Source organism: Saccharomonospora cyanea NA-134 (genome assembly GCF_000244975.1).
Lineage (GTDB): Bacteria > Actinomycetota > Actinomycetes > Mycobacteriales > Pseudonocardiaceae > Saccharomonospora > Saccharomonospora cyanea.
This window is the reverse complement of the sequence record NZ_CM001440.1, coordinates 90,653-111,231: the sequence shown is the minus strand read 5'-3', so window position 1 is coordinate 111,231 and position 20,579 is coordinate 90,653. Positions and strand designations below refer to the sequence as shown.

17 protein-coding genes and 1 tRNA gene are annotated in these 20,579 nt (G+C 69.6%); 6 read left to right on the top strand and 12 right to left on the bottom strand.

What is annotated here, in order from left to right; all coding sequences use genetic code 11:
- Positions 1-17 precede the first annotated feature (17 nt).
- The 7 genes from SACCYDRAFT_RS00545 to SACCYDRAFT_RS00515 form a co-directional block, all read right to left on the bottom strand.
- A complete protein-coding gene (locus SACCYDRAFT_RS00545) occupies positions 18-518 on the bottom strand; it encodes a hypothetical protein (RefSeq protein ID WP_005452603.1) in 501 nt (166 codons plus the stop codon).
- A gap of 6 nt (positions 519-524) precedes the next feature.
- Positions 525-1,352 (bottom strand): LytR/AlgR family response regulator transcription factor, encoded by an 828-nt coding sequence (locus tag SACCYDRAFT_RS00540; RefSeq protein ID WP_005452600.1) that lies wholly within the window; start codon positions 1,350-1,352, stop codon positions 525-527.
- An 83-nt stretch (positions 1,353-1,435) separates the two neighbouring features.
- Positions 1,436-2,278 carry a S49 family peptidase gene (locus SACCYDRAFT_RS00535; protein ID WP_005452599.1) on the bottom strand — a complete coding sequence of 281 codons (843 nt, stop codon included), beginning with the start codon at positions 2,276-2,278 and terminating at the stop codon, positions 1,436-1,438.
- A gap of 45 nt (positions 2,279-2,323) precedes the next feature.
- The gene (locus SACCYDRAFT_RS00530) at positions 2,324-3,604 is read right to left on the bottom strand and encodes a sensor histidine kinase (protein WP_005452597.1); all 1,281 of its coding nucleotides are present in this window, start codon (positions 3,602-3,604) and stop codon (positions 2,324-2,326) included.
- A 110-nt stretch (positions 3,605-3,714) separates the two neighbouring features.
- Positions 3,715-4,599, bottom strand: a complete 885-nt coding sequence (locus SACCYDRAFT_RS00525; RefSeq protein WP_005452595.1) for an Fpg/Nei family DNA glycosylase — start codon at positions 4,597-4,599, stop codon at positions 3,715-3,717.
- Between the two features lie 2 nt (positions 4,600-4,601).
- Positions 4,602-5,042 carry a hypothetical protein gene (locus tag SACCYDRAFT_RS00520; RefSeq protein ID WP_005452594.1) on the bottom strand — a complete coding sequence of 147 codons (441 nt, stop codon included), beginning with the start codon at positions 5,040-5,042 and terminating at the stop codon, positions 4,602-4,604.
- A gap of 56 nt (positions 5,043-5,098) precedes the next feature.
- Entirely contained in the window at positions 5,099-6,691 is a 1,593-nt protein-coding gene (locus tag SACCYDRAFT_RS00515) for a sigma-70 family RNA polymerase sigma factor (protein WP_005452593.1), read from the bottom strand.
- Between the two features lie 176 nt (positions 6,692-6,867).
- On the opposite strand from SACCYDRAFT_RS00515, the gene SACCYDRAFT_RS00510 reads away from it, so the two are divergent.
- Positions 6,868-6,940 (top strand) — tRNA-Gly (locus tag SACCYDRAFT_RS00510).
- Between the two features lie 64 nt (positions 6,941-7,004).
- On the opposite strand, the gene msrA is transcribed toward SACCYDRAFT_RS00510, so the two are convergent.
- Positions 7,005-7,664, bottom strand: coding sequence for a peptide-methionine (S)-S-oxide reductase MsrA (gene msrA / locus SACCYDRAFT_RS00505; RefSeq protein ID WP_005452592.1), 660 nt, complete (start codon positions 7,662-7,664; stop codon positions 7,005-7,007).
- A gap of 82 nt (positions 7,665-7,746) precedes the next feature.
- Here msrA and SACCYDRAFT_RS00500 point away from each other — a divergent pair, with 82 nt between their 5' ends.
- The gene (locus SACCYDRAFT_RS00500) at positions 7,747-8,847 is read left to right on the top strand and encodes an ACT domain-containing protein (RefSeq protein ID WP_005452591.1); all 1,101 of its coding nucleotides are present in this window, start codon (positions 7,747-7,749) and stop codon (positions 8,845-8,847) included.
- Positions 8,848-8,898: 51 nt separating this feature from the next.
- On the opposite strand, the gene SACCYDRAFT_RS00495 is transcribed toward SACCYDRAFT_RS00500, so the two are convergent.
- Positions 8,899-12,093, bottom strand: a complete 3,195-nt coding sequence (locus tag SACCYDRAFT_RS00495) for a glycosyltransferase (protein WP_005452590.1) — start codon at positions 12,091-12,093, stop codon at positions 8,899-8,901.
- Between the two features lie 37 nt (positions 12,094-12,130).
- Positions 12,131-13,564: a class I SAM-dependent methyltransferase gene (locus SACCYDRAFT_RS00490; protein WP_005452589.1), complete on the bottom strand. Its 1,434-nt coding sequence runs from the start codon at positions 13,562-13,564 to the stop codon at positions 12,131-12,133.
- A 77-nt stretch (positions 13,565-13,641) separates the two neighbouring features.
- Between SACCYDRAFT_RS00490 and SACCYDRAFT_RS00485 the strand changes: the two genes are divergently transcribed.
- A complete protein-coding gene (locus SACCYDRAFT_RS00485) occupies positions 13,642-14,952 on the top strand; it encodes an alginate O-acetyltransferase AlgX-related protein (protein WP_232283747.1) in 1,311 nt (436 codons plus the stop codon).
- Positions 14,953-15,089: 137 nt separating this feature from the next.
- Positions 15,090-16,379, top strand: a complete 1,290-nt coding sequence (locus SACCYDRAFT_RS00480) for an SHOCT domain-containing protein (protein ID WP_005452586.1) — start codon at positions 15,090-15,092, stop codon at positions 16,377-16,379.
- 97 nt (positions 16,380-16,476) lie between these two features.
- On the opposite strand, the gene SACCYDRAFT_RS00475 is transcribed toward SACCYDRAFT_RS00480, so the two are convergent.
- The gene (locus SACCYDRAFT_RS00475; RefSeq protein WP_005452584.1) at positions 16,477-17,382 is read right to left on the bottom strand and encodes a hypothetical protein; all 906 of its coding nucleotides are present in this window, start codon (positions 17,380-17,382) and stop codon (positions 16,477-16,479) included.
- A gap of 124 nt (positions 17,383-17,506) precedes the next feature.
- Between SACCYDRAFT_RS00475 and SACCYDRAFT_RS00470 the strand changes: the two genes are divergently transcribed.
- Complete coding sequence (locus SACCYDRAFT_RS00470; RefSeq protein WP_005452582.1) at positions 17,507-17,875, top strand: nuclear transport factor 2 family protein; 369 nt, start codon at positions 17,507-17,509, stop codon at positions 17,873-17,875.
- Positions 17,876-17,882: 7 nt separating this feature from the next.
- Here the strand turns inward: SACCYDRAFT_RS00470 and SACCYDRAFT_RS00465 are convergent, their stop codons facing one another.
- The gene (locus SACCYDRAFT_RS00465) at positions 17,883-19,667 is read right to left on the bottom strand and encodes a gamma-glutamyltransferase family protein (RefSeq protein ID WP_043536007.1); all 1,785 of its coding nucleotides are present in this window, start codon (positions 19,665-19,667) and stop codon (positions 17,883-17,885) included.
- A gap of 144 nt (positions 19,668-19,811) precedes the next feature.
- Between SACCYDRAFT_RS00465 and SACCYDRAFT_RS00460 the strand changes: the two genes are divergently transcribed.
- Entirely contained in the window at positions 19,812-20,573 is a 762-nt protein-coding gene (locus SACCYDRAFT_RS00460) for an SDR family NAD(P)-dependent oxidoreductase (protein ID WP_005452578.1), read from the top strand.
- Positions 20,574-20,579 lie beyond the last annotated feature (6 nt).

Below are 20,579 nucleotides of genomic sequence, written 5' to 3'. Positions count from 1 at the left end.
ACCTCGTGCCGACGGCATCAGTTTTCGATCATCGCGACGAAGTCCCGTTCGTGTCGCTCCGCCAGCCGGTTGTACCACAGGCCGACGCCCAAAAGCAGCGGGAAGGGCAGGATGCCCAGCAAGATCCACGGTACGGGTATCCCGATCACCCGCCACGACACCAGTTCCGGCACGTGGTGGAACAGCACCGGCAGCACGCCCAGCAGCACCACGACGAGGCCGAACAGCAGCAGCCCGGCCCGCATCTGCACCCGGACGAGGTCCCTGACCAGCAGCTTTCCCCAGCTCGTCTGCTCGGCCAGCTCGACACGCGCCCGCATCGACGAACTCGACATCCGCCGCGGCTCGGCGAGCACGACACGCTGCCTGCGAGGCTTGACGTTTCCCTCGGCGGCCTGCGAACCCGACGACAACGACACGGCGGGCCGCACCACTTCCGACGGCCGTGGCTTCTTGCCCAACGTCGGGTCCGGCTCCCGGATGCCGTGGACTCTGCGGTAGATGTCGTCGTCCGCCATGTCCGGCTATCCCAACCGGGACGATCCGACCAGTTTGTCCTTGAGCGCCCGCGTGTGCCTTCGGCTGACCGGCAGGATCTTCTCCTCGTTACCGATCACGACCTGGTAGCCGCCCTGTCCCATGCGCAGTTCCGTGATGAGCGGCAGCGACACGAGGAACGACCGGTGGATGCGCACGAACCCGGCCTTGGCCCAGCGGTCCTCCAACTGGGCCAGTGGAATCCGCACCAGATGACTGCCCTCGGTGGTGAACAGCCTGGCGTAGTCGCCCTGCGCCTCCACCCATCGCACCGACGAGCGCGGGATGAGCTTCGTCGTACCCGCGAGCTCGACCGGGATCACCTCGTCGTCCCGGCCACGGTCGGGCTCCGACGGTCTGCGGTGCCCCGAGGCGGCCTCGATCTTCTCGACGACCCTCGCCACCGCCTTGTCGATACGCTCCTGCCGGGCCGGCTTGAGCACGTAGTCGACCGCACCGAGGTCGAACGCCTCCACCGCCTCCTCGGCGTGCCCGGTGACGAACACCAGCACGGGAGCCGGGTTCAGCGAAGCGAACACGCGCGACATCTCCATGCCGGAGAGCCCGGGCATGTTGATGTCGGCGAACACCGCGTCCACCGGCGGCAACCCGCGTTGCTTGCGCGCCCGGATGAGATCGTCGTCCGAACCGAGGAGCCGTAGCGCCTCGGACGCGTCGACGGCGGGAAGCACCCGGCCGACGTGCACGTTCGCCTCGAGACAGTGCTTCAGCTGAGCAAGGCCGTGCGGCTCGTCGTCAACGGCCAAGACGAGCAGCTTCGGTGTGTCGTGGGGAGCACTCACAGTGAAACGCATCCTGCCGCTTGCAAGGGTCGATGTCCACTACGCTGCCGGGCGAATCGAACGCCGCCCGTTCACCCCAGAGTAGAGAGCATCGATCACAGACCGAAGCGAGACCATATCGCTCGGTGTTGCACCGCGTCCAGCACAGCGGCGGCGGGGGAGGCCACTCCCAGCCTGGCGAGCAGCGGCTTCTTCGGCTCGGCCACCGCGATCTCGGCGTCGGGGTAACGCTCCTCCAGCACCTCACGAAGGTTGCCGAGGCCGTCGACCAAGCCGAGCTCCAGCGCCTTGGAACCGAGCCAGATGTCGCCGGAGAACAGGTCCTCCGAGTCGCTGAGCCGGTCGCCGCGCCGCTGTTTCACCCACTCCACGAACATGTCGTGCAACTGCGTGTGCAGCTTGCGCAGCCACTCCACGTCCTCGGGTTTCTCCGGGCTGAACGGGTCGAGCCGCGACTTGTTCTCCCCTGCCGTGTAGAGCCTGCGCTCGATGCCGAAGCGTTCGAGCAGCCCGGCGAAGCCGAACGAACCCGAGATCACGCCGATGGAGCCCACCATCGACGTCCGGTGGGCGTAGATCTCGTCGGCCGCGCACGCCAGCCAGTAACCACCGGAGGCCGCCACGTCCTCGGCGAACGCGATCACCGGCACGCCCTTGGAGTCGGCCAGCTTCCGGATGCGCTCGGCCACGAGGCCCGACTGCGTCGGCGCACCACCGGGCGAGTTGATCTGCAGCGCGACGGCCTTCAGCCGCTCGGGGGCGAACGCGCGCTTCAACGCCGACTCCATCGCGGCGAGGTTGATGACGCCACGCGCGGCCAGCGGCGAGGCCTGCGGCGTGATCACGCCGTGAAGCTTGATGACGGAGACGACGTCCTTGCGCTCGACACGCTCACCGAGCTTGGGAATGCGGGAGACCAGAGTGTCCTTGCGGCTCATGACGACCAGCGTACTGACGTGGGGCGGGCCGTGGCAGGTAGTCGATCACGAGCCGAGCGCGGCGCCGGGCCTCGACGGGGAGAGCTCTCGGCGGGCGGGAGCGAGTTCACCGTACCCCGGCATGTCGGGGCGCACCGCCCTGACGAACTTCGGCACCCGCATGGTGACCTTCATGCCCGCGCCCACGGCCGTCTCCACCATGAGCGAGTACCGGTCGTGGTACACCTGCTTCATCCGGTGGTTGATGCCTGCGAGACCGATGTGCGCGCTGCCGCGGGAGTTGCGCATGTCCTCCAACCGCGCGGGGTCCATGCCCACGCCGTCGTCCTCGACACTGATCTCGGCCTCCGTGCCGACGTCCTGGGCCACCACGGTGACCGTGCCGCCGCTCGGCTTCTTCGAGATGCCGTGCTTCACGGCGTTCTCCACCAACGGCTGGATCAGCAGGAACGGCACCACCACCGACTGGACCTCGGGGGCGATCTTGAGCCGGACGTTGAGTCTGCTGCCGTAGCGTGCGCCCTCGATGGTCAGGTAGCGGTCGATGTTGCGCAGCTCGTCGGAGAGGGTGGTGTAGGTGCCCTCGACCCGGAAGCAGTACCGCGTGAAGTCGGCGAAGTCCTGCAACAGCTCACGCGCCTCCTCCGGATCGGTCCGGATCAGCGACGAGATGGTGTTGAGCGCGTTGTAGACGAAGTGCGGGGAGATCTGCGCCCGCAGCGCCTTGATCTCCGCCCGCTGGAGTTCGTGACGGGCCTTCTCCAGGCGTGCGGCCTCCAGGGGATTCAGGACGATCTTGGAGGCGACGTCCGCCATCTTCGCGATGTGCCTGCCCCGCGTGCGACCCACCACGATGAGGACGGCCTCGACTGTGTCCTCGATGAGGAGCGGCACGATCACGGCGGTGCGCATCCGGCACGTGCTCTTGTGGTTGCACGGCACCCTGTTGTGGGAGATGATCTCGTGCCGCTTCTTGCGGATCGCCGCGCCGATGGGGTCGACGAGGTCGAAGTAGTGGTCGTTGGCCTCACCGTCCCACGACAGCAACGAGCCGTCGCGGTCGGTGATCCCGATCGCGACGCACCTCAGCAGCCTCAGCAACCGAGACGTGATCTTGTCCGCGGCATCCTGGTCCAGGCCCCGCCGCAGTTCGAGTTGCGAGTCCGACATGAACCGAACGGCGTCGAGGACGGTCTCGTCGACGGCTCCGCCCGCATTGCGGCGTCTGATGACGACGACGAGGACGGTGACCAGCCCGACGAGGCAGGCCCCCAGCCCGAAGGCCACGACGGTCTGCGTGGTCAATACACTTGACACAACGTCCATGCTCTGCTTTCACACGGTGACGTGCAAGATCTGACCGCGTACCTTCCGTACTCGATCAGCTACCTTTTGCTCTCGGCGAACACAGCGGGTCACTTTCATACGCGAAACAGTTACTTCAGCAAACGGGACAACCGGCGGTCGGCGAGTGGCTTCCCACCGGTCTGACACGTCGGACAGTACTGGAACGCGCGGTCGGCGAACGACACCTCACGCACCGTGTCACCGCACACCGGGCACGGCAGTCCGGTGCGCCCGTGCACCCGCAGTCCCGAACGTTTCTCACCCTTCAGCCGCGCGGCCTTCCGCCCCACCGACCGGTCCACCGCGCTCGTGAGGACGTCGCGCACGGCGTCGGAGAGCCGGTCCAGCGCCTCGTCGGACAGCTTCCCCGCCGTCACGTACGGGGACAGGCGCGCGGCGTGCAGGATCTCGTCGGAGTACGCGTTGCCGATCCCCGCGACGAGCGACTGGTCCACCAGCGCCGTCTTCAACCTCACGCTGCTGCCGTGCAGGAGGCGTTCCCAGCCGTCACGATCGACGTCCATGGCGTCGGGACCGAGTCTCGCGATGCCCGGCACCTCGCCGGGAGCCCGGACGAGCCACACCGCGAGGCCCTTCTTCGTCCCGGCCTCCGTCAGATCGAAACCCGGCGCCGTGCCCGGCTCACCGCCACGGTCGGCCTCGCCTGACAGTCGCACCCGCAGAGCGACGGGGCCGCGTCCCGGCCGGGGTGGGGCCTGCGACAACGCGTCGGACCAACGCAGCCACCCGGCCCTGGCCAGGTGGACGACGAGGTGGAGGCCGTCGCAGTCGACGTCGAGGTACTTGCCGTGTCGACCGGCGCCCGTCACCGTCGCACCGTGCAGCTCCGTCCAGGCCGGGCTCACGGTCTTGAGGACGGTCGGCGACGCCACGTCGATTCTCGTCACCGCGCGGCCCACCGCGTTCTCCCTGAGGAAGAACGCCAGCGCTTCGACCTCGGGCGACTCGGGCACGGCTACTCGACCGGATGCAGTGGCCCGTCGAAGTCGGGCAGGTCGTGCTTGTGGATGGACTTGGCGATGCGCGTGACCTCGCCCCTGACGTTGAAGATGCCGATGACCGTGCCGACCCAACGCTCGGACGGCTTCTCACCCGTGGCGTCGCCCTCCGTCTCGGCTACCACGGTCCACGGCCTGCGCAGCACCCACCGCAGCGGGAAGAACAACAACACCAGCAACAACGCGAGGGGCACCCACTCGGGCACCACGACGTCCTCGGGCATCCACACGAGCAGGACGACGCCCAGCGCGATCGCCACACCCATCATCGCGACACCGGGGGCGTAGTTGGCGGCGACGTCGTGCTCGAAGTCGTCGGCGGTGGCGGGTTTGCGCCACTCCATCTGCGCACGGATGACCCAGTCCCGGCCGTCGGATCCCTGGACAAGCCGGTTCATCGCTTCCTCCGCTAGCCCGGTCCGTGCAGATCGTCACCGCAACGTTACCGTGATCGTCACGGCCTCGGAAAGCCCGCGGTGCCCCCGAGTGGGCGGACTTGTTCCGAGAGGTCGGCACCCGTCCGTTCTCGTCCCGGCCGGCGCGGGCCGGTGTCGTCCTGGGGGCCGCCTTCAGGGCGGTCCTTCGGCCCCGCCCACGGCGGCGTTCCCGTCGTGTCCGACGGCCTGCTGTCGTGGGCGGGCGGGTCCACCTTCGGCCGCCGCGTCGGCTCGGTCGCCGAGCTCCCACCCGCCCCGGCACCCGCGTCGTCGCGGGGTCCTCCACCAGAGCCCTGCCGCGTCTCGTCGGAGAAACCGGGGCCACGCGACGGAACGTCCCCCTCCGGCACCGCGCCGTCCGCGGCCGGTCCACCGGGCAAGGCGCCGGGGGAACCGGAGTCCGCCACGAACTCGGTCTCGGCGGGCAGGGTGAAGTCTGTGGGGCCCTGCGGACCGGCCGCGGACTCGGCGGACTCGGCGGGCAACGTGGTCGAGCCGGTGCCGTCGCGACCTTTCACGGGGTGGCCGACGGCCGCGTCGAGGCCGCCGCGCGACCATCGTCCGTCGTCCGTGGCGCTCGACGGTGCCACCACCACCTCCCCGCCCGGCATGGAGGCCTGCGCGCGCCGGCTGTCGATGTCGTCGAGCATCGGGGCACCCGACACCCCCACGACCGCCGCCGCGGACGCGAACGTGAGCCCGAGTTTGCTTCCGCCGAAGGCCGTGGTGATCGCCGCCCCGGCTCCCGTCCCACTGCCCGCCGCGACACCACTCACCGTGGCCGAACCGCTCGCGGCGACGGCCACACCCGCACCGGCGTACGCCCCGGAACCGGCCAGGGCGAGCCCCGAGAGAGGCACCAGGGCCAGGATCGCACCCGCGTGCGCCCGCAGCGACGACGAAACCCGCAGCAACTCGTCGTGTGTCGACCGGCACGACGCACACGTGCTCAGATGGTCGCTGATCTTGTGTGCCTCGGCTCCCGTCACGCTGCCCGCCGTGTAGCCGCCGAGCTTGCACACCACCCGACGGCAGCCCGCCGAGGAACGGTCGGTGGCCAGGTGGGCCTGCAGGTAAGCGGCGCGCAGACCGATCCTGGCGCGCCGGGCCAGCGCGGCGGTGGCGTTCGCGCTGAGGCCGAAGTGCGGAGCGACGACGGCGGGCTGCTCACCCTCCACCTCCGTGTGCCACAACACGGTCCGCCATCGCTCGGGCAGACTGGTGAACGCGCGGACGACCAGGGTCGACTCGGCGGTGCGACTCTGCGAGTCGGAGCCCGCCCCCGCCCGTGCCACGAGCTCGTCGTCCGTCACGGGAACCTCGCGGCGCGCCGCCTGCCACTCCCACGACACCCGGCGAGCCACGGTCAACAGGTAGGCGCGCACGTTGTCCCGGGGACCGTTGCCCCTGCGGATGGCCTGGAAGACGCGGAAGAACGTCTCCGCCGTGATGTCCTCGGCATCGGAGGCGTCGGACACCAGCCGACGGGCCAACCTGCGCACGGCGGTCTCGTGCGCCTGGAAGAGCTCACCGAAAGCAGCGTCGTCTCCGAGACGGATACGTTCGACGAGACCCGGCTGGTCGGATGCGGAGCCCGATTCGTTCGACATTCAGCCAGGCACCCCCTCCGGGCCGTAGCCCTTTCGGTTGAACTTTGAACACCATACGGAGTCATTCGGGCACCCGCACCCGTCAGTTTCCATGGCGTGACCAAACGACCCGCTGTCGAGTGACGCAACGGGTGGGTATACACTGGCTTTCGCACGGGTTGAGAAACCCGGGGCACGCGGACGTAGCGCAGTTGGTAGCGCATCACCTTGCCAAGGTGAGGGTCGCGGGTTCGAGTCCCGTCGTCCGCTCTCCCGAAGAAAAGGGCGGGGCCTTCCGGCCACCGCCCTTTTTCGTACGCTGCGTGAGCTGCGGTCACCCGGCCGAGGCGATCCCCACCGGGCAGGACACGCCCGTGCCACCGAGACCGCAGTAGCCGTTCGGCACCTTGTACAGGTACTGCTGGTGGTAGTCCTCGGCGTAGTAGAACTCGCGCAACGGCGCGAACTCCGTGGTGATCTCTCCGTGGCCGGCGGCCCTCAACGCCTTCTGGAACGACTCGCGCGACGCCTCGGCGATCTCCCGCTGCCGGTCGTCGACGTAGTAGACGGCCGACCGGTACTGCGTCCCGATGTCGTTGCCCTGCCGCATGCCCTGCGTCGGGTCGTGTCCCTCCCAGAACACCTTCAGCAGAGACTCGTACGACACCTGCGCGGGGTCGAAGACGACCAGCACCACCTCGGCGTGTCCGGTGCGGCTCGTGCAGACCTCCTCGTACGTCGGGTTGGGCGTGTGGCCCCCCGCGTATCCCACGGCCGTGGAGTACACGCCCGGCGTCTGCCAGAAGAGCCGTTCGGCACCCCAGAAGCAGCCGAGACCGAACACCGCCGTGCTCATGCCCTCGGGAAACGGCGGCTTGATCCGCCGGTCACCGAACACCGCGTGGAAGTCGGGCGTCACAAGCGCCTCCGCCCGCCCCGGCAGAGCCTCGTCAGGGGACACCAGCTGCGTCTTGCTTCGACCGAACAACACCATGTCGTCGATTCTACCGCCAGAATGTCACGCGAACGGGTGGCGAACTATGGTGTAGCAGCCGCACAGGCTCAGGGGGTTGACGATGTCTTGGCAGGAAGAGTTGCGTCGTCTCGACGCCGAACTGGCCGCGGGCACCATCAGCAGCGGCGAACACCGGCGCCGCCGTGAGGACATCCTCGCCGAGGTGTCCGGTGCGCCCCTGGTGCCGTTCGCGGGTGCGGCCTCCTCCCGCACTCCCGACGACGTGCCCGCACCGAACGCGACGGAAGCCACGGCACCGACCACGCCCGGTACCCCGGAAGAGGCCCCTCAGTGGCGGACCGCCAACCCCGCCGGGGCCGAAGCCGTTCCTCAGACCACCGACGCCGCCCCACCCGAGAGCTCGGGCCCGAGCTCGGCCACAGCCGCACTGCTGTCGACGACACGACCCACCACGGCGCCCAGTCCCGCCGACCAACGCCCCACGGAGCTCATCCGCAGACCCGATTTCTCGGTGCCTCCCCCCGGACTTCCGGCTGCCGGGGAACGAGCGCACACGGGGAGCGGCGCGGGCCCCCGCCGATCCGGGCTCACCTGGGTCGCGATCTCCGGCGCGGTGTTCGTCGCGCTCGGCGCCGTGATCGGCGGTGCGTGGTGGCTGGGGCAGGACCGGTCCGACCCACCGCCCGCGGCGGCCGGGAACCCGGCACCGGCGGAGGACGCCGCGGCGAGCGCACACCAGCCGACGCTGGAGGACCGCATCCCGGCCCTGCCCGGTCAACCCAGCGCCAACGACTCCACGCTCGCCGTGGACAAGGGCGTGGACCTCGGCCTCTACCCCGACCACTCGGCCCGCATTCTCGCCGACCACGGAGTCAACGAGGTCATTCACCGGGCGTCCACCGACGGCGACACCGGCTACTTCCTGCTCGTCATACCCACGCCGGACGCCGAGCGCGCCGCCTCGCTCACCGACGAGCTGAGCGCCCTGACGGTGAGCGCCGGGTTCACGAGCGTGGAAGGCTACGAGGGCGGCCTCACCGGAGTGCTCGGCGACCACAGACTGCGCGGCACCTGGTACACCTCGGACAACGTGGCGGTGAACCTGTGGGTGTCGCAGCGCACGCCCGCCGACACCGATCGGCTCACCTCGCTCACGAACGAGGCTGTGGCGACCCTGAACCGGGCGCTCCCGCCCTCGTGAGAGGGCCCCGCCCCGTGTGGGGAACGGCTGCCGCCGCCGGGAGCCGAAGCCTCAGTCCACCGGGTCCGCGCCCGTCAGCAGCTCGGACAGGGTGCTCCTCGCCACGTCAGGGCCGAACCCGGCCTCCACGGCCGTCCTCCCGGCTCGGGCCAACCTCGTCCACAGCCCGTCGTCGGTGAGCACGGAGGAGATGCCACGCGCCAGTTGCTCGGCCGTGTCACCGACGATCGCGCTCTCACCGTCGCGCAGGTCCATACCCTCGAGCGCCAGCGTGGTGCCGACCACGGGCACACCGTGCGACAACGCCTCGCCGACCTTTCCCTTCACACCCGCACCGAACCGCAGCGGCGCGACGACCACGCGCGCCTCGCGGTACTTCACCGCCAGGTCCTCGACCCAGCCGTGCACCACGACACCGTCGCGTTCCAGATCGAGCACCTCCCTCGGCGGTTTGCTGCCCACGATGTGCGCCACCGCAGCGGGGTGCTCCCTCCTCACCAAGGGCATGATCTCCTCGGCCAGCCAGCGCGCCGCGTCCCGGTTCGGCACGTGGTCGAAGCCACCCACGAAGAGCACGTCCCGACGCCCGTCGGGGAAAGTGGGAGCGGGGGACGCGCTGTGGATGTTCGACAGGACCTTCACCCGTGCGGACGGTACGAGTTCCGCCAGAACCCGCCGCTCGTCGTCCGACACCGTCAACGTCACGTCGCTGGCGCGGGTGAGGCCGAGTTCGAGTTCCCGCAACGCCTCCGCACGCCGGGACAGGGAGACGTACTCGGGTTCGTCACCGAGTTCCTTCGCCAGCTCCGCCTGCCTTCCCAGGCGTACGAAGTGGAGGTCGACGGTGTCGTAGGCCACCACACAGTCGGGCGCGTACTGCCTGACCTGCTCCAGCAGTTGCCAGGCCACCTGAGGACGCGACAGCACCGCGAGACGCAGCTCGGTACCGGCCTCGCGCAGGAACTCCTGCCGCTGTCCCGCATCGGCGACCACGGTGACCCCGGCCTGGTACAGCGCGGAGGTGTAGCGCTCCGGGAGCGCGCCGTTCATGGGGAAGAACACCACCCGCTGGTCGAGTCCGACCAGCAGGTCGAGGATGCGCGACATCCGCACCGAGCCGGAGTCCTCGTCGGTGCGCGGCACCTGGTGGTCGGCGACCAGCACGATGCCGCCACCGTGACCCCGCGAGGTGCGGTTGCGGCCGAGCCACAGGTTCCGCGGGCTCGCCTCGGGGCGGTGGTGGGCGAGCGCGTCGGCCCACTTCTCGACGAAGACGGCGCGGTTCAACTCCTGGTGGCGCTTGACGCCCGAGGAGACGTCCGTGCCGTTCGAGATCCCCTCGTGGTGCGTGACCACCGACTCCGGCTGCACCACCGTGCGGTAGCCGGCGGCCCTGACCGCGAAGGCGAGGTCGGTGTCCTCGTAGTAGGCGGGCGCGTAACGGGTGTCGAAACCGCCGAGGGAGTCGAACAGGCTCTTGCGCACCATGACGGCGGCGCCGGAGCAGTAGTCCACGTCGCGCAGGGTCGCGTACCGCGGTTCGTGCGGGTTGTCCCCCCGGCCGTAGTTCCAGCCCGTGCCGTCGGCCCAGATGATTCCGCCGCACTCCTGGAGGGTGCCGTCCGGGTAGACCAGTTTGGACCCCGCGAGCCCGATGTCCCGGTGTTTCTCGAAGGCCGACACCAGCGAGTCGAGCCAGCCTTCGTGGACCTCGGTGTCGTTGTTGAGGAACAGGACGAACTCGCCGCCCGCGTGCCGCGCGCCGAGGTTGCACGAGTGCACGAAACCCTGGTTGCGTTCGGCCCGCACCAACCGCACACCGGGACACCGCGCGACGAGGTCGGCGGAACCGTCGGGCGAGGCGTCGTCCACGACGATCACCTCGAACGGGGTGTCCGGCAGGTTCGCCTCGATGGAGGCGAGGCAGCGCCGCGTGTAGGACCAGTTGCCGTACACGGGGACGACGACACTGACGATGGGATCGACGCTGGTGGTGACCCCGACCGGCGAGGTGTCCTCGACCGGGGTGGGCAGCACGCCCTTCGGCCTGCCCAACGCGCTCTCGTAGGCGTCGCGGAGGCGGGTACCCCGCGGGGCGACGCGCTCGACGGTGCTGCGGTAGCGACTGATCAACCGCTGTGCGAGTGCCGACTGCTCGGCCTTCAGCTTGGCGTTCTCGGCCGCGAGCGCCCCGACCGTGCGGCGCAGTTCACCGGTGTGGTCGGACAGCCAGGCCAACCGCTTCGCATGGCGGGCGAGTCGTTCGCGCAGATCGGTGTTCTCGCCGACGGCCTCGGCGTGCCTGCGTTCGGCGTCGGCTGCCCTGGCGAGCGCGGCGTCCCGTTCGTCGGCGCGCCGCCGCGACTCCGCCTGTTCGCCACGAAGGTTGTTCTCGGCGTGTTCGAGGCTCGCGCGCAGGGTGGACACGGCCGCCGTCAGCTCCGCGATCTCGTCGGAGCGGCTGTGCGCCACGAGCGTGAGGTCCGGGTCCGTGAGCACCGAGGCCCGCGGCACCTCGACGGGGACGGCGGAGGCGACGCCGAGCAGGTACGTGTGCGGGGCCCCGGGCGACACGCTCCATCCCTGCCCCGGTGTGCCGTTCAGCGTGTGGGTCTCCACGTCGCCCCGCTCGGGACCGTCGTGCACCAGGGAACCCACGGCCACGTTCTGCCGAAGCAGCGTCACGTGCTCGAAGGTGCCCGCGAGCAGTTGCCGGAAGCCGTCTCGGGTCAGTTCCTTGACGTGGTACGGGTTCTCGTTGCCGTGGTCGTGGGTGTAGACCGCGACGTCCGGGGTGCTGCACAGCAACACACCGTCGGGGGCCAGCCGCGCCCGCACGAGTCGCATCAGCTCGTCCTGCTCGGCGACGTGTTCCACAGCCTCGAAGCAGGTGACGACGTCGAACGGCTCCTCGTCGGCCAGCACCTCGGGATCGGTGATCGAGCCGACGGTGAACCGCAGGTTGCCGAGCGGGTAGGTCGCGCTCGCGTGCGCGACGGTCGCCTCGTCGATGTCCAGACCGACGACCTCGGCGGCTGTCGTGGCGAGCATGGCGCTGCCGTAGCCCTCACCGCTGGCCAGGTCGAGCACCCGCTTGCCCGCCGCGAACCGCAGGGCGAACGCGTAACGGTGGTAGTGCTCGTAGATGACCTGGTAGTCGTGGACCCACGGAACACACCGTTCCCCGGTCCACTCGATGAGTCGGCCGTCCCCGACTCCCGAACCGCCCACAGCCTCGCCAGCCATGCCGGGGAGGTTATCGGCTCACCGGGACCCCACGCCGTCAGGTTCCGCTTTTCCGCACGGTGACACCGTTCAGGACGTACGACAACGTCCTGCGGTCCTCACCGAGCCCCGCGGCGTGCGGGTTGACCCACCAGTCGGCGCTCAACGTCAACTCCGCCGTCACGTGCGCGGGAAGCGCGACCTCGACCGACCGGTGCAGCAGCCCGTGTTCGACCGGCACCGCCGCCACCTGGTGCCCGTCGAGGGACACGGTGAGCGTTCCCCGCTCCGGCATCCACTCCGGCAACCAGAACTCCAGCTCGACCGTGTCCACCTCCGCCGTGGTGCGCAGCGGGATGGTCGCCGTCCTGCCGACCCACCGGTCGTGCAGAACGCCGTTGCACCGGCCCACGGCGAGACCGGAACCCCGTACGAGCCGGTGCGGGTCGGACGCCGCGGGATGGAAGGACACCCGGCCCGCCGGGTCCACGACGTCGGTGCGGCGCACCGACCGTTCTGGAGTGCGGTCCCGGTACGCGCGCAGCGGTTGCGGACGTGGGTGGAACAGGGCCGTCAGCCGGGTCGGTGTGACCACGCCCAGGTCGATGAGGCTGTCGTCGAGCACACCGATGTCGTCGATGAGAGCACGGTGCCGCTCGTTCTCCATGTCGAAGTTGTGCCCGTAGACGCGGTCAACGAACGGGTCGATCACGTTGCCGAACGTCAGGAAGACGCTCGGGTGCAGGTACTCCAGCAACACCGGGAGCACGTCCTGCGAGCGGATGCCCTCGAAGCCGTCGACGGCACAGTCGATGTCGTCGAACCGTTCGTCGATCATCCCGGTGACGGAGTTGCGACGCAGCTCGGGCGGCAGCGTCGCCCAGATGCGTTCGATCACCTCCAGCGCCTCGGGCCAGCGGCGATGCCCGTTGCGTCCGATCATGTCGTGCACCACCAGCACACCGTCGGACCGCAGTCCCTCGGCGACCTGCCCGTAGAGGTGTTCGAGGTCGAGCACGTGGTGCAGTACCTGGAACGCCACCACGACGTCGTACTCGGTGTCGGCCTTCCACGTGTTGAAGTCGGTCTCGAGGTGTTCGACCCGGTCGGCGAAACCGAGTCGCCCCGCGGCCTCGGCCGCCCGCCGCTGCATGTCGTGGTTGATCTCCAGAAGCCGTACCCGCACGTTGTCGACGCCGTCGTCCGCGAGCGCGCTCAACCAGCCGAGTTCCTGGTCACCGTTGCCACTGCCGAGGGACAGCACCACCGCGTCCCGTCCGTGTTCCGCGGCCTCGCGGGCGCGGGCGCGGATCTCGTCCACGATCAGCGAACCGATGCTCTCCACACCCAGTTCGTGCAGTTTCGGCACCATGTGGCGGGCCGCCCACCGGTGGGCCGAGGGAGGAAGATCGCCGTGGACGTCCTCCTGGTCGGAGAAGTTGTCCCGCTCGGCAGCGAGCCGTTCCGCGTAGTCAGCACCGTGTCCGGACATCGCCTACTCCACTCCCGTGCCCGCCGATCATCGTGATCGGCCCTCCCACACCGTGGCCGGCGGCTACGATACGGCGCGTGCTCTCCGGCATCCCGCCACACCCGCGCAACGGGCCTGCCCTTCCACCGACGCCCGAGTCGTGGTTGCCGCAGGAACACAACCTCTACCGGCCCCGGCACAGTGCGAGGCAACGCACCGCCCTGGTCTGCGCCATCGCCTTCTTCCTCGCCCCGGCCCTGGCCTTCGTGCTCGGGGTCCGCGCCGAGCCGTTCGAGAACCGGAAACTGAACGACTTCCCCAGCCTGGCCGACGGCTGGAGCTTCTTCACGGAGCTGTCGCCGTGGGCCACCGACCACCTGCCGTTGCGGGAGGCCGGAGTGGAGGTGGCGGACGCCGTCGGAACGGGACTGTTCGGCGATCCGCCCGGAACCCAGTCGGGCGCGCGGTCCGGCACCGTCGGAGTCCAGCCGGACCAGCCGGAGTCCAAGCAGGTGGTGCCCCGCAAGCTGTATCCCCGAGTGATCTCGGGCAAGGACGACTGGCTCTTCCTCGGCGAGGACGTCGCCAGCAAGTGCTTCCCGGTCATGGACGTCGGCCGGACCGTGGCGGCGTTCAACAAACTCCGTGCCGCCGTGGAATCCTCGGGGCGGAAGTTCGTCCTGGTCATCGCCCCGAACAAGACCACGATGCTGCCGCAGTACCTTCCCGACGACTATGTCGGGAAGGACTGCGCCGCCGCCAGGAGTCGTGAGTTCTGGGAACGCGTTCCCACCGAGGCGGGCGCCATCGACCTCCGGGAGCCACTTCGCCAGACGGCCACGCAGCTCGGCACAGACGTCTACCCCACCGTCGACAGTCACTGGAACTTCGCGGGCGGCCTCACCATGACGTACGCGGTGGCGGAGCAGATCAGCCCCGGCATCACCCGTACCTGGCAGGTGGAGGCGAGCAAACTCCGGACCTGGCCCGCCGACCTCCCCCGACTGCTCGGCAGGTCCGAGGAGTGGGAGCTGCGCGAGTACACGCTCGCCCCGGACGGAGCGGACGACCGGACCCGCTACATCGCGAGCGACTTCAAGACCCCGCTGCGCACGCAACAGTTCGGCGACCCGGCGACCGGTGTCTACAACGGCAACGTCGGGGTCGTCGCCGACTCTTTCACGCAGTTCGCCTCACCGTTCCTCGCGGCGACGAACCGCGACCTCCTCATCGCACACTCCGACACCGTGGCCCAGGGCTCCCCGGAGGACATCGCGAAGCTGCTCGGTGACCGGGACGTCGTGGTGTTCGAGTTCGTGGAACGCATCGTCGCGCACGGCGGCAGTTCGCTGCTGCGCGACGATGTGATCGACGCCATCGCACGGGCCCTGGCGGACAACCCCAGATAACAACCCGGTGTCAGCTGGGGTAACGCGTGATCTGCCTACCTCACTCGGGACGTCACACAGTAAGTTACGTGCTGGCGCGGCTGATCGAGTGCGCACGAGGTTCGTTGTAGACGACAAGTCCCGAAGGGGGGCCGGGGGTGACCTGGCAGGAAGAGCTACGCAAGCTGGACGAGAGTCTCGCGTCCGGCAACCTGTCCGCGGACGAGTACCGCTCCCGTCGTGACCAGATCCTGTCGTCAGCGGTGAGTTCGCCCGACCAGGCAGAGGCACCCGAGCAGAGCAACGTGGACGCGACACAGATCATCGCACCGCTGTCAGGCGCTCAGCAGTCGCAACCGGGACAGCAGCCCCCGCAGGGACAACCGCAGCAACCCGGCGTCGAGGCGACCCAGGTCGTCTCGCCCGGCGACGTGGGTGCCGAACGCACCCAGGCGGTGTCGCACTGGCAGATGCAGCAACAGCAACAGCCCGGGCAGGCCTATCCCGGGTCCCCGCCGGCCGGGTTCCAGCAGCCCCAGCCGGGGCAGCAGCCCGCCTCGCCCGCAGGTGGCTTCCAGCAGCCGGCCGCGTCGCCGCCCGGCGGGTTCGCCCAGCCGCAGAACCAGCCGTGGAACGCCGCCCCGGAGGACTCGTCACCGCCGTGGGGCGGTGGGGACTTCCCACCGCTGACGCCCCAGGGCAGCCCGGAGTGGGGTGTCAGTCAGGGACCCGAGTCGTTCGACGAACCGAAGTCCTCCGGCAAGAGCCGCAAGGTACTCCTCTCCGTGGTCGCGGTCCTGCTGGTGGCCGGTATCGGCGTGGCGGTGTACTTCCTGTTCATCGCAGGCGGCGGGGAGAACACGGCGGGCCCGCAGAACGGTCCCCAGCAGTCACAGCAGCAGCCGCCTCCGCCTCCCTCACCCACGAGCACTCCGCTGCCCAAGCCGCCTCCCCCGAAGGAGGAGCCGGCGGACAACGACGCGGCGCTCGTCGATCCGCCGGGTGAGGAGCGTGCCGGTGGTGGCTCCTTCGACTACGAGTTCCTCGAGAGCAACGGCGACATGCTGCCGGAGACCGTGGTGGAGGCGTTGGGCGACGCCGACATGGGCGACGGTCTGCTGAAGACCACCACGGACGACGAGATCACCATCGGCCTGTACGCCATCGAGGTCGGTAGTGAGGAGGAAGCCGTCGCGGTCGCCAACGAGTACGGCGTGGCCCAGCAGGAGGGCGGCATCCCCGCGGTGCGCGAGCTCTCGATGCAGGGTGTGCAGGTCTTCGGCGCGGGTGCCGACAAGGACAGCGTTCTCCGAGGCGTCTACGTCCTGTACGACAGGGTGGTCATCCTCGACGTCTTCGGCGAGGGCCGGAAGAACATCGAACCCGTGTTCACCGAGCTCCTCGACGAGCAGATCAACCACGCTCCGCCGACGTACACGCAACCCTGACGGGCATCGGACGGGGAGGACCGTCGGGCAACGCACCCCGGTCCTCCCCGCCCGGCCGCGGTGCCGGTTTCGCTCGCCGCGGTGTTCGCGGCGTTCCTCACGGTGTGTGCGGCACGGGTCGGACACCCGGCACGGAGTGGTCCCGACCCGGAACCGCCACGCGTGAGAAGAACGTGAACGCCAGCAGCAGCCCGGCAAGACATCCGGTCGCCGCCAGGAGCCAGCCCAGCGGGTGGACCTCATCCGACATGGCCAGCCATCCGAACAGCGACCAGAACCCCGACGCGAACAGCGTCGCCGAACCCGTCCACAGCAGTACCGTCACGGCCCGGTGAGGGCCTCGCGCGCCCAGCAGCGCAACGGCCACAACGGCGCTCAGAGCGGCGAGTGCCTCGACGACGCCGAGGACCGTGTTGGCGAGCCTCAGTCCACCCGCGAACACGTCCCGGAACTCCGCGACCGCGACAGCAAACGCCAGCACCGCGCCCGTGACACCGATCGGTCCCACTCCGCGAGAGCCTGCCGCGCCACTGAACGCCTGTGGCCAGCGCACCCGCGCGTACAACGCGAACGCGGCGACCAGCACGGTCCCTTGCCACGCGAAGCTGGTATAGACCACTGGCGTGACCCAGTCGGCCAACCCCTCGTTGGTCGAGCCCACCATGAGGAAGTCGGCGCCGATGGCGGGGAACGAGACGACGATCGGGACGAGCAGGCCCGTGCCCACCCACATCGGGAACACGACGAGCCCCGCGGGTACCCGCAGGCCCCAGCGGTGGGTCAGGGTCAGCACCACCACGATCGCGACGAGCTCCATGGCCGCCGTGAAGGCGTTGGCCGCGCGCATCACGGCCGTGGTCATCAGGCCCGGCTCGGTCACGCCGATCTCGACACCGGCGATCCACGCGAGCTTCAACAGCAGGTACGGCAGGATGCCGACCACCGCGACGTAGCCGAAGACCGGCCGTAGCCGGTGGGGTCCTGGCGAGGAGTTCGGATTCATGCTTCCGAAGCCTTCCGCTTCGGTACCGTTCGCGGTCCTCTCGCAGGTGGTGTCCTCCTCCCTCGGGAGAGGGAGCACTCGCCGAGGAGCGCGAGATGTCGGTGTCCGACGGCAGGATGGCCCCATGGACGTGACGACTCTCTACCACCGGTGGCTGGCTGAGCTCTGGAACGGCGAGCTCGACCGACTCGGGGAGACTGCCAGGACCATCGTGACCGACGACTTCGTGGGCCACTGGCCGAAGCAGCCGCGACTCGCCCAGGGCCCGGACCAGCTCGCCGACATCGTGCGCCAGGGCAGGCGGCTGGTCGAGGGCAGCGTGTTCGAGCTCGTGGTGGGCCCCGTGCCCCACGGGGAGCTGGTCGCCGCCCGCTGGCGCGGCAGGGGTCGCTACGAGGGGGAGCCGGTGACCTTCCACGGCCACGACCTGCTGCGTGTGGACGGCGACCGGTTCGCCGAGTACTGGGTGATCGCCGAGGATCCCACCGCCTGAACGCGTCTCAGCGTCCGACGGCGTAGCCCTGCATGCCCCTCGGGTTCGCCGCGGCCCTCAGGATGCCGGACGCCGCGTCGCGCGAGACCGCCGACAGCCTGCCCAGCGCCCACGGCCCCGCGTCCACCACGTCGTGACCCCGCTCGCGGAGTTCCCGGATCGTGTCCTCGCCCATGCGCGACTCCACCACGAGCTCCTTCGGCCGCCACGACCGCGGGTAGAACGAGCTCGGGAACGCCGTCGTGTGCCACGCGGGCGAGTCGATCGACTCCTGGAGGTTCAGCCCGCCCACGGTGTGAGCCAGCCAGAAACAGAGCTGCCACTGGTCCTGCTGGTCACCGCCGGGCGTACCGAACGCGATCGTGGGTTCGCCGTGGCGCAGCGCCATCGACGGCGACAGCGTGATCCTGGGCCGCTTGCGTGGCGCCAGCGAGTTGGGCAGACCTTCCTCCAGCCAGAACATCTGTGCGCGGGAGTCGAGGCAGAAACCCAGCTCGGGAATCGTCGGCGACGACTGGAGCCAGCCGCCCGAAGGCGTCGCCGAGATCATGTTGCCCTCGGCGTCGACCACGTCGATGTGCACGGTGTCGCCGCGGGTGCGGCCCACTGCGTCCACGGTCGGCTCACCGATGGCCCCCGTGCCCGCCAGTTCGCCGCGCGTGCGTTCGAGCACCGCGGGCAGCCTCGGGTTCGTCCCTCCCGGCCGCAGTTCCCCGCTGGCCTCGTCGCCGATCAACGCCCGCCTGCTCTCCGCGTACTCCCACGACAGGAGCGTGTCGAGGTCGACGTCGGTGTCACCGTAGTGCGCCTCGCGGTCGGCGAACGCGAGCTTCGCGCACTCCGTGGCGAGATGCACCGTGCGCGCGTCGGGCCTGCCGTCGACGTAGCGAAGCTGGTCGCGGAAGCCTTCGAGAAGCCGCAACTGCTGCGCGAGCACGGGCCCCTGCGTCCACGCACCGCACTTGACGAGACTCCACTCGCCGAAGTCGGTGATCACCGCGTCCTCGTACGTGGCCTCCCACGACGCCAGGTCGTCGCCGGTGAGCAGTCCCGCGTGGTCGCGGCCGGAGTCGTCACGGAACGCCCTGCGACCGAACTCGTCGATGGCCTCGGCCACGAACCCCTGCGACCAGGCACGGCGGGCGGCGTCGATCTGCGCCTCCCGGCCGGCGTGGACTTCCGCCTGGCCGAGCAGTCGCTGCCACGTGCGCGCCAGTGCACGGTTGCGGTGCAGCGAACCCGGTGTGGGCGGTTCCCCGTCCGGCAACCACAACTGGGCCGAGCTGGGCCAGTGGTGGACGAACAACTCGGAGACCGCGTCGATGGTGTCGGTGATCCGGCCGACCACCGGAACGCCCTTCCAGGCGTAGGAGATCGCGTACTTGAGGACGTCGCGAAGGCTCTTGGTGCCGTGGTCACGCAGGAGCAGCAGCCACGCGTCCCACGCGCCGGGCACGGTGGCGGCGAGCAGTCCACTACCGGGGATCAGGTCGAGGCCGAGGTCACGGAAGTGAGCGGGCGTGGCCGCGGCAGGCGAGGGGCCCTGCCCGCACAGCACCCGGGGCGTGCGGTCGCGTGCCGTCACGAAGATCGCGGGGACCTGTCCTGCCGGGCCGTTGAGGTGCGGCTCCGCCACCTGAAGCAGGAACCCGGCGGCCACGGCGGCGTCGAAGGCGTTCCCACCGTCCTCCAACACGGCCATGCCCGTGGCCGAAGCCAGCCAGTGCGTGGTGGCGACCATGCCGTGCGTCCCGACGAGTTCCGGTCTGGACGTAAACACGGTATAGACCATACGGGTGATCACTTCGTTCGCACAACTAACCGACAGTCATCTCGCATACATTCCCTCTGGCCTACGCGAACGCCCGTTAACCTATGGCCACTGTCACTGTGGCGACAACCCCCGACAGTCCCCGACCACAGAAAGGACGCGAACATGCAGATCGCCAACACCGCGGCCATCGTCACCGGTGGCGCCTCCGGCCTCGGCGCCGCGACAGCGAAGGCACTGGCCGCGAAGGGAGCCCGGGTGTTCGCCGCCGATCTCGGACCGTCCATCGCCAAGGCCGAACCCACCGACGGCGTCACCCTCGTGGAGGCCGACGTCACCGACGCCGACCAGGTGCGGCGCGCAGTCGACGCCGCGACCGGGTCGGGCGCTCCACTCCGCGTGGTCGTCAACTGCGCGGGGATCGGCCCCGCCTCCCGCATCCTGTCGAAGAAAGGCCCCCACGACCTCGACCTGTTCCGCAAGGTCGTCGAGGTCAACCTGATCGGCACCTTCAACGTCATGACCCTGGCCGCGCAGGCGATGGCCACCACGGAACCGGTCGACGACAGCGGCCAGCGCGGTGTCGTGATCAACACCGCCTCGGTGGCCGCCTTCGAGGGCCAGATCGGGCAGATCGCCTACTCCGCGTCCAAGGGCGGCGTCGCCGGCATGACGATCCCCGCCGCTCGCGACCTCGCGTCCCACGGCATCCGCGTCACGACCATCGCACCCGGGATCATCGACACCCCCATGATGGCCGGGATCACCGAGGAGTTCCGGGAGAGTCTCGCGGCGTCCGTGCCGTTCCCCCAGCGGCTGGGCCGCCCGGACGAGTACGCGCAGCTGGCCGTGAACATCGTCGAGCACGACTACCTCAACGGCGAGGTGATCCGCATGGACGGGGCGCTGCGCATGTCGCCGAGGTGAGCCTCG

Excerpts from the sequence above, each read along its gene's own strand:
- SACCYDRAFT_RS00545 (WP_005452603.1), bottom strand. The coding sequence starts at position 518 with ATGGCGGACGACGACATCTACCGCAGAGTCCACGGCATCCGGGAGCCG.
- SACCYDRAFT_RS00540 (WP_005452600.1), bottom strand. The coding sequence starts at position 1,352 with ATGCGTTTCACTGTGAGTGCTCCCCACGACACACCGAAGCTGCTCGTC.
- SACCYDRAFT_RS00535 (WP_005452599.1), bottom strand. The coding sequence starts at position 2,278 with ATGAGCCGCAAGGACACTCTGGTCTCCCGCATTCCCAAGCTCGGTGAG.
- SACCYDRAFT_RS00530 (WP_005452597.1), bottom strand. The coding sequence starts at position 3,604 with ATGGACGTTGTGTCAAGTGTATTGACCACGCAGACCGTCGTGGCCTTC.
- SACCYDRAFT_RS00520 (WP_005452594.1), bottom strand. The coding sequence starts at position 5,042 with ATGAACCGGCTTGTCCAGGGATCCGACGGCCGGGACTGGGTCATCCGT.
- SACCYDRAFT_RS00515 (WP_005452593.1), bottom strand. The coding sequence starts at position 6,691 with ATGTCGAACGAATCGGGCTCCGCATCCGACCAGCCGGGTCTCGTCGAA.
- msrA (WP_005452592.1), bottom strand. The coding sequence starts at position 7,664 with ATGGTGTTGTTCGGTCGAAGCAAGACGCAGCTGGTGTCCCCTGACGAG.
- SACCYDRAFT_RS00500 (WP_005452591.1), top strand. The coding sequence starts at position 7,747 with ATGTCTTGGCAGGAAGAGTTGCGTCGTCTCGACGCCGAACTGGCCGCG.
- SACCYDRAFT_RS00495 (WP_005452590.1), bottom strand. The coding sequence starts at position 12,093 with ATGGCTGGCGAGGCTGTGGGCGGTTCGGGAGTCGGGGACGGCCGACTC.
- SACCYDRAFT_RS00490 (WP_005452589.1), bottom strand. The coding sequence starts at position 13,564 with ATGTCCGGACACGGTGCTGACTACGCGGAACGGCTCGCTGCCGAGCGG.
- SACCYDRAFT_RS00475 (WP_005452584.1), bottom strand. The coding sequence starts at position 17,382 with ATGAATCCGAACTCCTCGCCAGGACCCCACCGGCTACGGCCGGTCTTC.
- SACCYDRAFT_RS00470 (WP_005452582.1), top strand. The coding sequence starts at position 17,507 with ATGGACGTGACGACTCTCTACCACCGGTGGCTGGCTGAGCTCTGGAAC.
- SACCYDRAFT_RS00465 (WP_043536007.1), bottom strand. The coding sequence starts at position 19,667 with ATGGTCTATACCGTGTTTACGTCCAGACCGGAACTCGTCGGGACGCAC.
- SACCYDRAFT_RS00460 (WP_005452578.1), top strand. The coding sequence starts at position 19,812 with ATGCAGATCGCCAACACCGCGGCCATCGTCACCGGTGGCGCCTCCGGC.